The sequence below is a fragment of the Pandoraea anapnoica genome (genome assembly GCF_902459765.1).
Classification (GTDB): Bacteria; Pseudomonadota; Gammaproteobacteria; order Burkholderiales; family Burkholderiaceae; genus Pandoraea; species Pandoraea anapnoica.
Genome location: NZ_CABPSP010000017.1, coordinates 78,997 through 92,248 on the forward strand (window position 1 = coordinate 78,997; position 13,252 = coordinate 92,248).

Consider the following 13,252-nt stretch of genomic DNA (forward strand, 5'->3'; position numbering starts at 1 on the left):
GACGAGCTGAGGGACGCCTTGACCCGTTGGCCGCCGGAATGCAAAAAGCCCGCGCTTGATGGCGCGGGCTTTTGCGGACGACGGGAGAGTGGCTTACTTGCCGCTGCCCTTGGCTGGCTTCACTGCCCAGCTGTCCTTGAGCGAGACGATACGGTTGAACACCGGTTTGCCCGGGGCCGAATCGTGACGATCGGCCACGAAATAGCCGTGACGCTCGAACTGCACGCGGTCGTCCGGCGCAAAGCTCAGCATGCCCGGTTCGACATAGGCCTGCGTCACGCGCTTGGCGTTCGGGTTGAGGGCGTCGAGGAAGTTCTTTTCGCCAGCGTCCGGATTCGGATCGAGGAACAGACGGTCGTAGATGCGCACTTCCGCCGCCAGCGCGTGCGACGCACTGACCCAGTGGATGTTGCCCTTGACCTTATAGTTGTCTGCGCCCGGCGTGCCCGAACGGCTGTCTTCGAAGTAGTTGCAATGCACGGCCGTGACGTTGCCGTCTGCATCCGTGTCGAAGCCGGTGCACTCCACGACATAACCATAGCGCAGGCGCACCTTGTTACCCGGGAACAGACGGAAGAAGCCCTTGACCGGCTCCGCCTGGAAGTCCTCACGTTCGATCCACAGCTCGCGCGAGATGGGGAACGTGCGCATGCCGCGCTCCGGAAAGTGCGGGTGCACCGGGGCGTGGCAGTCTTCCTGCTGGCCTTCCGGATAGTTATCGATGATGAGCTTGAGCGGATCGAGCACGGCCGTGGCGCGCGGGGCCTTCGGATCGAGGTCGTCGCGCAGGGCTTGCTCGAGAATGCTCATGTCGATCCACGACGCCGACTTGGCCACGCCAATGCGGTCGCAGAACAATTGCAGGCTCTCGGGCGTGAAGCCACGGCGGCGCAGGCCGACAAGCGTCGGCATACGCGGATCGTCCCAGCCGTCGACGTATTTTTCGTCGACCAGTTGACGCAGCTTGCGCTTGCTCGTGATCGCGTACGTCAGTTGCAGACGGGCGAATTCGATCTGCTGCGGCGTGGGGCGCGAGAACATGCCCGCGTCAGCCAGCTCGCCGAGCACCCAGTCGTAGAACGGACGCTGATCTTCGAACTCCAGCGTACAGAGACTGTGCGTGATGTTCTCGATGGCGTCTTCGAGCGGGTGGGCGTACGTGTACATCGGGTAGATGCACCATGCGTCGCCCGTGCGGTGGTGATGTGCGTGGCGGATACGGTAGATGGCCGGATCGCGCAGGTTGATGTTCGGCGATGCCATGTCGATCTTCGCGCGCAGCACGTGCGTGCCGTCGGCGAATTCGCCCGCGCGCATGCGGCGGAACAGGTCCAGGTTTTCCTCGACCGTGCGATTGCGGAACGGCGAATCCTTACCCGGCTCCACAAGCGTGCCGCGGTTGGCGCGCATGTCGTCGGCGCTTTGGCTGTCGACGTAGGCGCTGCCACGCTGGATCAGGATCTCGGCAGCCTGATAAAGCTGCTCGAAGTAGTCGCTGGCGAAATAGAGGTGTTCCTTCTGCGGCGTCTGATAGCTGAAGCCGAGCCACTTGACCATATCGATGATCGAGTCGACGTATTCGGTCTCTTCCTTCTCGGGATTGGTGTCGTCAAAGCGCAGGTGGCACACGCCACCGTAATCACGCGCCATGCCGAAGTTCACGCAGATAGCCTTGGCGTGACCGATGTGCAGATAGCCGTTGGGCTCCGGCGGGAAGCGCGTTTCCACGCGCTGGCCCCATTTGCCCGAGCGGTTGTCGTCGTCAATGATGTTGCGGATGAAATTGGATGCCGCGTTCAGCTCTGTGCTCATGCCTGTCCAGTGTTCGGAGTTTGGCGAATATTCTACCGTACCGCATTGCACCACGGGCGAGCGTCTGATCGGGCGTCGACGCGGCATCACACCGTGATGCCGGTCGTCGTGGTTCACATTCGATGGATCCGGGACCGCGCAGGGCCTCGATCAGGTCGTCTGCACCGTGCTGCGCTGGATCGGCCAGTTGGCGTACGACAGAAGCCACAGAGAGACGACGTTTACGACCGGAATGAACGCCAGCACGGTGAACCAGGGGGAGAAGCCTAGCCGGGTGAGAATCCGCCATACGGGGAAGCCGATGAGCACGATGCTGACGAGCAGAGCAAGCAAGCCTGACGAGTTAGCCATGAGATGTCTCCCGAAGCGCCCCACCCATTGCAGGGCGTACCGGCAGTATAGGCAGACGGGCTGGGAGCGTTGCCCGGCTTCCCAACGGTTCCCGGATTGTGTCCTATCCTGAAAACACTGCCGGTTGCGCCGGTGGGGCTAATTGCGCCAATTGTGCCAAACGCGCTTCGGTCCCCCTCATGGGAGGAAGTCATGGAACTGCATCTCAGCTCGCATCGCTATACGCACCGCTCGCCGGACTGGGCGGCGGCCGCCGTCGCCGGCTTTGTCGCCTGCGCTTTCTTTTCTGCCGTCGAAATGCTCATGGTGCTGCTCGTCTCGGGGCAGAGCCCGTGGGTGCCACCCCGCATGGTGGCCGCCATCGTGCTTGGCCCCGGCATCCTGTCGCAGCCTGCAACGTTCGATGTGTCGATCGTGGCCATGGCGCTGATGGTGCATGCCGCCATCGGTGTCGTGCTCGGCGTGGTCCTGGGGGCCATCATTGCGCCATTCCGGCTGGATTCGGATGTCGTCACGGTGTCGATTGCCGGTGGCGTGTTCGGACTGGTTGTGTACCTCGTCAATTTCTACGTCATGACGCAGATGTTCCCATGGTTCACCGAGTCGCGTGGCTGGACGATGCTGGCGGGACACATCATCTTCGGTGCCTTCGCGGGGTATATGTACTGGGTGCTGCGTCAGATGGAGGAGCGCGCAGAGACTGCCTGAGAGCTTCATGAATGCCCCGCAAACCCTTGAGGGACGGGGCAGTGACCTGACCGGTGGCGGCCCGCGCGTTGCGCCGTCGGCCCGTCAATATGTCAGGCGAACTCACTTTAGTGCCAATAACAGATTTTTCTGTTATGATGCGCCAACTGCATTCGTGTGTCCGTCATCTTCGGAAGTGCTGAAGGCAGTCTCCCGTGGCATGAAGCGCCCGGCAGGTGTTACACCCGTCCGGTACGATCAGCCAATGTGTGGCACGAAAATCACTACAGATGTGCCGCACGATGTGCCGACACATGTCACCTTGAACGCTTAGACGTTCACGCCGCCGTTACGACAAAACGGCTGGCCATCGATCCCCGAAACAGGAAGTCGTACAGAACACCCGAAATGCGCCTTTCGTGCGCATGGCGGATCGCACCCGGTCTTTTGCCGTGCGCGATGTTCAGCAGCGTCGTCTGTCGTATGTCAGTCATGCTTATGTCGCATTACCGTCATATTGGGCAGATAGGCTGCGTGCACTTCACGGAAACATTTGTGCGAAATTGCACTCTCATCACCGTAAGCCGATTCGAGAGGGATAGTTATTAGTCAAATTTTTTGCAGTAAAGAAGGATACAAAATGAAAACATCGCAATACCAAGAATTCCAGTACCGCGTCCATGCAGTCGAGCGAGACAACGCCCGTTGGGACGCGTTCTACGAGATTCACCGCCCGACACAGCGCGGCATGGAAAAAGTGGGTGCCTATCAGGTTCAGAGCGCCTACGGTTTTGCCACGCAAGGTAACGCCCTCGACGACGCCGAGCGCAATGCTCGCGCGGATATTGAACAGGGCATCGTCTACTACCAATAAGGTCTACGGTCGCTTCCACATTCCCTCGTCCCGATTTTTCCCCATATCTGATGTGCGCGATGCTGGCATCGCCGCTTTGCGACGGTGCTATAGTCCGGCCTTTCGCACTGCAATGGCTGGAGAGTCGGGAATGGAATGGATGTGCAAGTCGTTCGATGAACTGGGCAGCGCGCTGCTTTACCGAATCCTCGCCGCACGCAACGCGGTATTCGTGGTCGAGCAGAAGTGCCCATATCAGGACATCGACGGTCGCGATCCGTACAGTCTGCATCTGGTCGCGCAAGTGCGCGACAGCGCGAAGCCGGCAAGCGACCTGCGAATCGCAGCGTATTTGCGACTTCTGCCGCCGGGGTTGGCCTATGACGAAGCGTCGATCGGACGCGTGATCACGTCCGCTTCGCATCGGGGCACTGGTCTCGGTCGCGAGCTGCTGGCGCGGGCGGTGGCGATTGCCGAAGCGCAATGGCCGGTCGCTGCGGTGCGCATCGGCGCGCAGGCTCATCTCGAGGCGTTTTATGGCGGGTTCGGCTTCGTCAAGGCGAGTGAGCCGTATGACGAAGACGGCATCATGCACATCGAAATGGTGCGCCCCGCAGTGCAGCCGCAGTAGTGGCCGACAGCGCGTTTGCGGATCGCGCAATCGTACGCTGAGCGAAGCAGCAAAATGCAATATCGGCCGGGCCATCGTGCCCGGCACTACAATATCTCCCACCGTAGTTCACGCGTTTCCCGACACATGGCCTTGTATTCCATCACCGGCGCCCAATTGGCGTTCGGTCACCTGGCATTGCTCGACAATGCCGATTTTTCGCTCGAAGCCGGTGAGCGCGTCGGGCTTATCGGACGCAATGGCGCCGGTAAGTCCTCGCTGCTCAAGATCGTGGCGGGCATTACCGCGCCTGACGATGGCCTGGTAGCTCGTCAGGCCGGTTTGCACACCGTCTACGTGCAACAGGAGCCCGAGTTCGATCCCGAGCAATCCGTGTTCGATGCCGTGGCGCTCGGCCTTGGCGACTCGCACGTGTTGCTCTCCGAGTACGACCGCACCGCAGAAGCGTTGTCGGTGGCACCGGAAGGCGCGGAACACGACGAACTGCTCGCCCGCCTGAACAGCTTGCAATCGTCGCTGGATGCCGCGGATGCGTGGCAACTGAAGACTCGCGTGGAGACGACGATCGCGCAGCTCGGACTCGACGGCCATGCGCGTGTGGGTGCGCTGTCCGGCGGGATGCAAAAACGCGTCTCGCTCGCACAGGCATGGGTTGCCAAACCCGACGTGCTGCTCCTCGACGAACCGACCAACCACCTCGATTTCGACGCCATCCGCTGGCTCGAGGAATTACTCGTCGGCTATCGCGGTGCGCTACTGTTCATCACCCACGATCGGAGCTTCCTCGACCGCGTGGCCACACGCATCGTCGAACTCGATCGCGGGCGTTTGCTCTCCTATCCCGGAAACTTCACGCAGTATCAGGAACGCAAGGCCGAGCAGCTTGAAATCGAGCGCGTAGAGAATGCGAAGTTCGACAAGCTGCTCGCGCAGGAAGAGGTGTGGATCCGTAAGGGCGTTGAGGCTCGCCGCACGCGCAGCGTGTCACGTATCGAGCGTCTGAAGACGATGCGCAACGAGCGCGCGGAACGTCGTGAGCAGCAGGGTAACGTGCGCATGGACGTGGCGCAGGCCGAGAAGTCCGGCAAGATCGTGGCCGAACTCACTAACGTGACGAAGGCGTACGGTGGACGCACTATCGTGCGTGACTTCTCGGCGACTCTCATGCGCGGCGACAAGGTCGGCCTGGTCGGCCCGAACGGCGTGGGCAAGACGACGATGCTCAAGCTGATCCTTGGCGAAATCACGCCGGACAGCGGGCAAATTCGCGTCGGCACGAACCTCCAGGTCGCGTACTTCGATCAGATGCGCGCGCAGCTCGATCCCGAACGCAGTCTGCTCGATACCATCAGCCCGGGCAGCGACTGGATCGAAATCAATGGCGCGCGCAAGCACGTCATGAGCTATCTCGGCGACTTCCTTTTCTCACCCGAGCGCGCACGCTCTCCGGTGAAATCGCTGTCGGGCGGCGAGCGAAATCGTTTGTTGCTGGCCCGTTTGTTTGCGCGTCCGGCCAATGTGCTGGTGCTTGACGAACCGACCAACGACCTCGACATCCCGACGCTCGAACTGCTCGAAGAACTGCTGGAGGAATACTCCGGCACCGTGTTCCTTGTGAGCCACGACCGGACGTTCCTCGACAACGTGGTGACATCGGTGATTGCGGCCGAAGGCGACGGCAACTGGCGCGAATACGTGGGCGGTTTCACCGACTGGCAAGTACAGAGCGAACGCTCGGCGGCACTCGCTGCGCAGCGTGCACCGGCGGACGAAGCACCGAAGGAATCGGTGGCAGCGCCCAAGCGCGGCACCAACCGTACCGTCAAGCTCAGCTACAAGGAGCAGCGTGAACTGGACGGATTGCCTGAGCGCATTGCCTCGCTGGAAAACGAGCAGAAGGACGCCGCGGCGAAGATCGAAGACGGTTCGATCTTTGTGAAAGATCCGGCTGCGGGTGCGGCGCTGTCCGAACGTTTCGAGGCGATTGAACTGGAATTGCTCGAAGCGCTCGAACGCTGGGAAGTGCTTGAAGCCAAGCAGCGCGGCGAGAACGCGTGAGCACGCTCCCGTTGTAACGACGTCGTAGGCGGCCGGTTTTCCGGCCGCGTTTCATTGGGCCAATGGTCCATGTCATTCGGGTGCAGTGCGAGTGACAGTACAATAGGCCGCGATTCATCGGGCGCGATGGGCCTGCCGTGCGTCGGCAGGCATCGCGCGCAACCGAAGTGCCCATTATGTGGGCGCCGCAACACAAGTCGTTGATCCGGCGTCACTTTTGTCATGTGTTAATGGGTTTTCCCCGTGGTTGTCCACAGGAAATGTGGATAAGCGCCGGGCGTCGTACCCCAATTCAGTCACGCTATGTCGAAAAAAAATACGCCTGCCCAGTACAGCGAAGCGTCCATCAAGGTCCTGAAGGGCCTTGAGCCGGTCAAGCAGCGCCCGGGCATGTACACCCGCACCGAGAATCCGCTGCACATCATTCAGGAAGTCATCGACAACGCTTCGGACGAAGCGCTGGGCGGTTACGGCAAGCAGATTCTCGTCACCCTGAACAAGGACGGTTCGGTCAGCGTCGAGGACGACGGCCGTGGCATTCCTGTCGGCATTCACCCGGAAGAGGGTGTGCCGGTGGTCGAAATCGTGTTCACGCGCCTGCACGCAGGCGGCAAGTTCGATAAGGCCGCTGGCGGCGCCTATACCTTCTCCGGTGGCTTGCACGGCGTTGGCGTGTCGGTGACGAACGCCCTGGCGACCCGGCTGGCCGTGACCGTCTGGCGCGACGGTCAGGTCTCGGAACTCGAATTCGCTGACGGCGGCAACGTCAACGTGGCGCTTCACTCGCGTGCGTCGCAACGCGGCGAGAAGAAGAGCGGCACGCGCGTGACCGTCTGGCCGGATGCCAAGTACTTCGACAGCCCGGCGTTGCCGCTGGGTGAGCTGCAACGTCTGCTGCGCTCGAAGGCGGTGTTGCTGCCGGGCGTGCGCGTCACGCTGCGTCAGGAAAAGAACGGCGAAGAACAGACGTGGTTCTATGAGCACGGCCTGCGTGGCTATCTCGTCGAATCGCTGGGCGGTGCAGAGCCGCTGATTCCGCTCTTCGAGGGCGAGCGCTTTGCCGAGGGCGATGAAGACAGCTTCGCCGAAGGCGAAGGCGCTGCGTGGGTTGTGGCCTGGACGGAAGATGGCGCGCAGGTCCGCGAGTCCTACGTCAACCTGATTCCCACGCCCGCCGGCGGCACCCACGAATCGGGGCTGCGTGAAGGCTTGTTCCAGGCGGTGCGCGGCTTCATCGAGTTGCACAACCTTCAGCCCAAGGGCGTGAAGTTGCTGCCCGAAGATGTGTTCTCTCGCGTGTCGTTTGTGCTCTCCGCGAAGGTGCTCGATCCGCAGTTCCAGGGGCAGATCAAGGAGCGTCTGAACAGTCGCGACGCCGTGCGACTCGTGTCGTCGTTCACGCGCCCTGCGCTGGAGCTGTGGCTCAACCATCACGTCGAGCATGGCAAGAAGCTCGCCGAGCTTGTGATTCGTCAGGCACAGGCCCGTACCCGTGCCGGCCAGAAGATTGAAAAGAAGAAGAGTTCGGGCGTGGCCGTTTTGCCGGGCAAGCTGACCGATTGCGAGACCGAAGACATCACCCGCAACGAACTGTTCCTGGTCGAGGGCGACTCGGCGGGCGGCTCGGCGAAGATGGGCCGCGACAAGGAGTTTCAGGCGATTCTGCCGCTGCGCGGCAAGGTCCTCAATACGTGGGAGACCGAGCGCGATCGCCTGTTCGCCAACAATGAAGTGCACGACATCGCGGTGGCGATCGGCGTCGACCCGCACGGTGCGAACGACACGCCCGATCTATCCAATCTGCGTTACGGCAAGATCTGTATCCTCTCCGATGCCGACGTTGACGGTTCGCACATTCAGGTGCTGTTGCTGACGTTGTTCTTCCGTCACTTCCCGCAACTCATCGCTACGGGGCACGTGTACGTGGCGCGTCCGCCGCTGTATCGCGTCGATGCGCCTGCGCGCGGCAAGAAGCCGGCTCAGAAGCTATACGCGCTGGACGAAGGCGAACTCGAAGCCATTCTCGACAAGCTGCGCAAGGACGGCGTGCGCGAAACCGCATGGTCCATCAGCCGCTTCAAGGGCCTGGGCGAAATGAGTGCCGGACAGCTTTGGGAAACGACGATGAATCCCGACACGCGGCGTCTGAGCCCGGTGGCGCTCGGCCATCTGGATTTCGACACGACCGTGGCACGCATGAACATGCTCATGGGCAAGGGCGAGGCGGCGCAGCGCCGTAGCTGGCTTGAAGCCAAGGGCAACGAAGTGGAAGCCGACATCTGAGCCTGACCTCACAGGAAGGACGGTAGGCACGGCGTCGGCATTGCAGGTGCAGCACTTGAAGCTGTAGCGAAGTCGCGCTCACGCAGGGCAAACCAGCGTGAGCGCTCACATAGTGGGATAATCCCTCCTTCACCCTTCCGGGAGTCGCGTTATGTTGCGTTCTATGCGTTGCATTTTCGTGCCGATGTTGCTTGCCAGTGCAAGCGCTACCGTATTGGCACAGTCGGCCCAGCCGCGCGTCTTCTTCGTTGCCCCTGCGGACGGCGCAACGGTGTCCAATCCGGTAAAGGTCCAGTTCGGCGTCGAAGGCATGGCGATCAAACCGGCAGGCGAGGTGTCGCCCAATACCGGTCATCACCATCTCATCATCGACGGCGATTCGATTCCGGCAGGTCAGGTCGTTCCTACCGACGACAGCCACCTGCATTTCGGCAAAGGTCAGACCGAAACGAGCGTCAATCTGACGCCGGGCGATCACACGTTGACGATGCAATTTGCCGACGGTGCCCATCGCTCGTACGGTCCGGCCATGAGCCAGACGATCAAGGTGCATGTCAAAGGTCAGCAATAATCTAGTTTCTACGGTGCAATGCCTCCAGGCGCTGCGCCGAAAGTTCTCTCTGCGGCAACTCGCAGGGCCTGCGCTGGCAGCCGCGCTGCTTGTCGCGACACCTCTCGCGCACGCCGAACTCTACGGCTACGTCGACGAGAACGGTGTCGCGCATCTCGCGGCACGCAAGCTCGATGGCCGCTATCGGCTCGTGGTGGGTAATGGTGGCAACGTCGACCTGCGCGCGCAGCAGCAGGGTGCGGTCGTCACCGGTGCAGACCGCTCGCGTCTGTACGATGCACTGGCCCGACATCCAAATCTGAAAAAACTCGCACCCGTCATCACGCAGGCAGCGCAGAAGTTTCATGTCGATGCTGCCTTGCTCAAAGCGGTCATCGCGGCCGAGTCGGGGTTCGATAGTGATGCGGTATCGCCCAAAGGAGCGGTCGGTCTGATGCAGGTGCTGCCGACGACCGGGGAGCGTTACGGCTTGCGGGCCGATGCGCGCCGCACCGTCGCCGACAAACTCACCGATCCGCGCACCAATGTGCTGACAGGTGCCCGTTATCTGCGTGATCTGCAAGCGCGTTATCCTGATCGTCTCGAACTGGTGCTCGCCTCGTATAACGCGGGTGAGGGGGCCGTGGCACGTCACGCCGACCAGATTCCGCCATATGCAGAGACGCGCGATTACGTCGCTGCCGTGCTTGAACTCTATCGACGCTTCAACCCGGAGGGGGGCGACGCCACGCCGGGTAATGGTGTGATCCGCGCGAGCGGGGGCGGCGGGAGGATTGGCAACGCGCGCGTCAACGGATCGCGCGACGGCCGCATTCACGTCATTCTGGGCGCGCCGCAGGGCCTGCCTGTCGTGCCTGCTACCATGCCGAACGCGTCGATGCGTGATTCGGCTGCGTCGACACTGTCCTCGCCGCCCGCTACGGACTGAGGCATCGGCTAACGCCGCTTGGCGGCGTCTTCGGAATCGCCTCCGAAGTCCCGCGTGTCTTCCGGTGGTCGGCTCAGAATTCTCCGAAATCCGTACGGAGTTCCGGCAATTTCGACAGCCGTCGCTCCGAAATCACGTCTCGCTTTGCCATTCGGACGCGTTTTTGCCGAAATGTGCCGGTGAGCTTGGTATGATCTCGCGGTCAACGTCCACCCGAACTCTCGTCAAACGTTCGCAGCAAACCCACAGGTTTTATGGAACAAGTAGAAGATCTCTTTACGCAACCGTCGGATGACGACACGCTAACGCTCGGCGCGTATGCCGAGCGCGCTTATTTGGACTACGCGATCAGCGTGGTCAAGGGCCGGGCACTACCTGACGTCTGCGACGGCCAGAAGCCGGTGCAGCGCCGCATTCTGTTCGCGATGAACGAAATGGGTCTTGCGGCCGATGCCAAGCCGGTCAAGTCGGCGCGCGTCGTCGGCGACGTGCTCGGCAAATTCCACCCGCACGGAGACCAATCCGCGTACGACGCGCTGGTGCGTCTCGCGCAGGACTTCTCGATGCGCTATCCGCTCATCGACGGTCAGGGCAATTTCGGCTCGCGCGACGGCGACGGCGCTGCGGCCATGCGTTACACAGAAGCCCGTCTGACGCCGATCGCCAAGCTGCTGCTTGATGAAATCGATGCAGGCACCGTCGACTTCGTGCCGAACTACGATGGTTCGACCGAAGAGCCGCGTCTGCTGCCGGCGCGCTTGCCGTTCGTATTGCTCAACGGCGCGTCGGGCATTGCCGTAGGTCTCGCGACGGAAATTCCGTCGCACAACCTGCGCGAGGTGGCTTCGGCGGCTGTGGCGTTGATCCGCAATCCCAAGATGGACGACGCTGAGTTGATGACTCACGTGCAGGGACCGGATTTCCCCGGCGGCGGGCAACTGATTTCAAGCGCAGCCGAGATTCGCGCCGCGTATGAGAGCGGACGCGGCAGCCTCAAGATGCGCGCGCGCTGGAAGATCGAAGAAATGGCGCGCGGCCAGTGGCAGGCGGTGGTGTATGAACTGCCGCCGAATACGTCGGGCCAGAAGGTACTCGAAGAAATTGAGGAGCTGACCAACCCGAAGGTCAAACTCGGCAAGAAGTCGCTCACGCCTGAGCAACAGAACCTCAAGCAGTCGATGCTGGCCATGCTCGACGCCGTGCGCGACGAGTCCGGTAAAGACGCACCCGTGCGTCTGGTGTTCGAACCGAAGTCGAGCCGCATCGATCAGCAGGAATTCATCACGATGCTGCTCGCGCATACGAGCCTGGAGTCGAGCGCATCGGTGAACCTCGTGATGGTGGGCGCCGACGGCCGTCCGGGCCAGAAGTCGCTGCGCGACATCATCACCGAGTGGATCGGCTTCCGTTTCGAGACGGTCACGCGTCGCACGCGTCACCGTCTGGGCAAGGTCGACGACCGTATCCATATTCTCGAAGGCCGGATGATCGTCTTCCTGAATATCGACGAAGTCATTCGCATCATTCGCGAGTCCGACGAGCCGAAGGCCGCGCTAATGAGCGCGTTCAAGCTGAGCGAGCGGCAGGCAGAAGACATTCTGGAAATTCGTCTGCGTCAGTTGGCGCGTCTGGAAGCGATCAAGATCGAGCAGGAACTGACGTCGTTGCGCGACGAGAAGGCAAAGCTCGAAGATCTGCTCGCCAACGAAAGCACGATGAAGCGTCTGATCATCAGGGAAATCGAGACCGACGCGAAGCAATTCGGCGACGATCGTCGCACGCTGATTCAGGAAGAGAAGCGTGCGGTCGCGGAAGCCCGCGTGGTTGATGAGCCGGTGACGGTCGTGGTGTCGGCCAAGGGCTGGGTGCGTGCGCTCAAGGGTCATGGACTTGACGCGCAAGGTTTCTCGTTCAAGCAGGGCGACGCCTTGTATGGCGCGTTCGAATGCCGCACCGTCGACCCGCTGATCGCGTGGGGTAGCAACGGGCGCGTTTATTCGGTGGCCGTGGCCCAGTTGCCGGGCGGCCGTGGCGACGGTGTGCCGCTGACGTCGCTCATCGAACTGGAGTCGGGTTCTCGCTTGCTGCACTACTACGCGGCGTCCGGTGACCAGCCGCTGCTGCTCGCGACGTCGTCCGGCTTTGGTTTCACGACCAAGCTCGGCGATATGGTGAGCCGTGTGAAGGCAGGCAAGTCGTTCATGACCATCGACGACGGGGCTGAGCCGCTCGCACCGACGCCGATCTGGCAAGGCGCCAGTGCGGTCGCGTGTCTGTCGAGCGACGGGCGTCTGCTCGTGTTCGGCATGGACGAAATGAAGGCGCTGACGGGCGGTGGACGCGGCGTGACGTTGATCGGTCTCGAAGCCAAGCAGACGCTGGTGTCGGCCGTGCCGATCAGTGAGGCAGGCGTGACGGTGTACGGCGAAGTACGCGGCGGCAAGATTCAGTCCGAGACGCTGTCGGGCGCATCACTCGCGCCGAATATCGGCAAGCGTGCGCGCAAGGGTCGCTTGCCGAATGTGAAGTTTGCGACGTTCAAACCGCGTTCGCTCGAGCCGGTGTTGCCGGCCGCGCCGAAGGCATCCTGACGGAGTCCCACATGAGCGTTTACGCCTTCAGTCTGTTCCTGCATCTGGTCAGCGTGGCCGTCTGGATTGGTGGGATGTTTTTTGCGCTGGCATGTCTGCGGCCTGCATCGTCGGAGCTGTCGCCGCAGCAGCGTCTGCCGTTGTGGGAGGCGGCGCTCACACGGTTCTTCACGTGGGTGGGCGTTGCCATCGTGCTGATCCTGCTGTCCGGCGGGCACATGATGATGGGCATGGGCGGTTTGCATGCCCGCTGGCCTGTGCATGCTATGGCGGGGATCGGCGTGCTGATGATGCTCGTCTTCGGTCACATTCGCTTTGGACTGTTCCCGCGTTTGCAACGGGCGGTGCAGGCGCAGTCGTGGCCGGACGGCGCGGCGGCCGTCAACGGTATTCGTCGTCTCGTGATTCTGAATCTCGTGCTGGGGATCGTTGTGATCGGACTGGCAGCATCGCTTCGCGGCTGACAGCTGTGATCGTGTGATCGCAG

Annotated in this window: 12 protein-coding genes; 9 read left to right on the plus strand and 3 right to left on the minus strand. The window is 61.8% G+C overall.

Annotation, left to right across the window (positions count from 1 at the left end; translation table 11 throughout):
- Positions 1 to 93: 93 nt before the first annotated feature.
- Both PAN31117_RS23510 and PAN31117_RS23515 read right to left on the minus strand, forming a co-directional pair.
- Positions 94 to 1,812: a glutamine--tRNA ligase/YqeY domain fusion protein gene (locus PAN31117_RS23510; protein ID WP_150740341.1), complete on the minus strand. Its 1,719-nt coding sequence runs from the start codon at positions 1,810 to 1,812 to the stop codon at positions 94 to 96.
- Positions 1,813 to 1,962: 150 nt separating this feature from the next.
- Complete coding sequence (locus PAN31117_RS23515; protein WP_150664765.1) at positions 1,963 to 2,163, minus strand: hypothetical protein; 201 nt, start codon at positions 2,161 to 2,163, stop codon at positions 1,963 to 1,965.
- A gap of 192 nt (positions 2,164 to 2,355) precedes the next feature.
- Here PAN31117_RS23515 and PAN31117_RS23520 point away from each other — a divergent pair, with 192 nt between their 5' ends.
- On the plus strand, positions 2,356 to 2,871 hold the full coding sequence (locus PAN31117_RS23520; protein ID WP_039399390.1) for a hypothetical protein: 516 nt from the start codon (positions 2,356 to 2,358) through the stop codon (positions 2,869 to 2,871).
- Between the two features lie 317 nt (positions 2,872 to 3,188).
- Here the strand turns inward: PAN31117_RS23520 and PAN31117_RS27250 are convergent, their stop codons facing one another.
- Complete coding sequence (locus PAN31117_RS27250) at positions 3,189 to 3,344, minus strand: hypothetical protein (RefSeq protein WP_174991090.1); 156 nt, start codon at positions 3,342 to 3,344, stop codon at positions 3,189 to 3,191.
- A gap of 146 nt (positions 3,345 to 3,490) precedes the next feature.
- Between PAN31117_RS27250 and PAN31117_RS23525 the strand changes: the two genes are divergently transcribed.
- From PAN31117_RS23525 to PAN31117_RS23560, 8 genes are all read left to right on the plus strand, one after another.
- Complete coding sequence (locus PAN31117_RS23525) at positions 3,491 to 3,724, plus strand: hypothetical protein (protein ID WP_150740342.1); 234 nt, start codon at positions 3,491 to 3,493, stop codon at positions 3,722 to 3,724.
- Between the two features lie 130 nt (positions 3,725 to 3,854).
- Positions 3,855 to 4,334 carry a GNAT family N-acetyltransferase gene (locus PAN31117_RS23530; RefSeq protein WP_150740343.1) on the plus strand — a complete coding sequence of 160 codons (480 nt, stop codon included), beginning with the start codon at positions 3,855 to 3,857 and terminating at the stop codon, positions 4,332 to 4,334.
- A gap of 126 nt (positions 4,335 to 4,460) precedes the next feature.
- Positions 4,461 to 6,392, plus strand: coding sequence for an ATP-binding cassette domain-containing protein (locus PAN31117_RS23535; RefSeq protein ID WP_150740344.1), 1,932 nt, complete (start codon positions 4,461 to 4,463; stop codon positions 6,390 to 6,392).
- Between the two features lie 303 nt (positions 6,393 to 6,695).
- Positions 6,696 to 8,675, plus strand: coding sequence for a DNA topoisomerase IV subunit B (locus PAN31117_RS23540; RefSeq protein WP_150740345.1), 1,980 nt, complete (start codon positions 6,696 to 6,698; stop codon positions 8,673 to 8,675).
- A 163-nt stretch (positions 8,676 to 8,838) separates the two neighbouring features.
- Complete coding sequence (locus PAN31117_RS23545) at positions 8,839 to 9,246, plus strand: DUF4399 domain-containing protein (RefSeq protein WP_150740399.1); 408 nt, start codon at positions 8,839 to 8,841, stop codon at positions 9,244 to 9,246.
- Positions 9,227 to 10,174 carry a lytic transglycosylase domain-containing protein gene (locus PAN31117_RS23550; protein WP_150740346.1) on the plus strand — a complete coding sequence of 316 codons (948 nt, stop codon included), beginning with the start codon at positions 9,227 to 9,229 and terminating at the stop codon, positions 10,172 to 10,174. The genes PAN31117_RS23545 and PAN31117_RS23550 overlap by 20 nt, the downstream gene beginning before the upstream one ends.
- Positions 10,175 to 10,428: 254 nt before the next feature.
- Positions 10,429 to 12,765, plus strand: coding sequence for a DNA topoisomerase IV subunit A (parC, locus tag PAN31117_RS23555; RefSeq protein WP_150740347.1), 2,337 nt, complete (start codon positions 10,429 to 10,431; stop codon positions 12,763 to 12,765).
- An 11-nt stretch (positions 12,766 to 12,776) separates the two neighbouring features.
- Positions 12,777 to 13,229, plus strand: a complete 453-nt coding sequence (locus tag PAN31117_RS23560; protein ID WP_150740348.1) for a CopD family protein — start codon at positions 12,777 to 12,779, stop codon at positions 13,227 to 13,229.
- Positions 13,230 to 13,252: the final 23 nt, after the last annotated feature.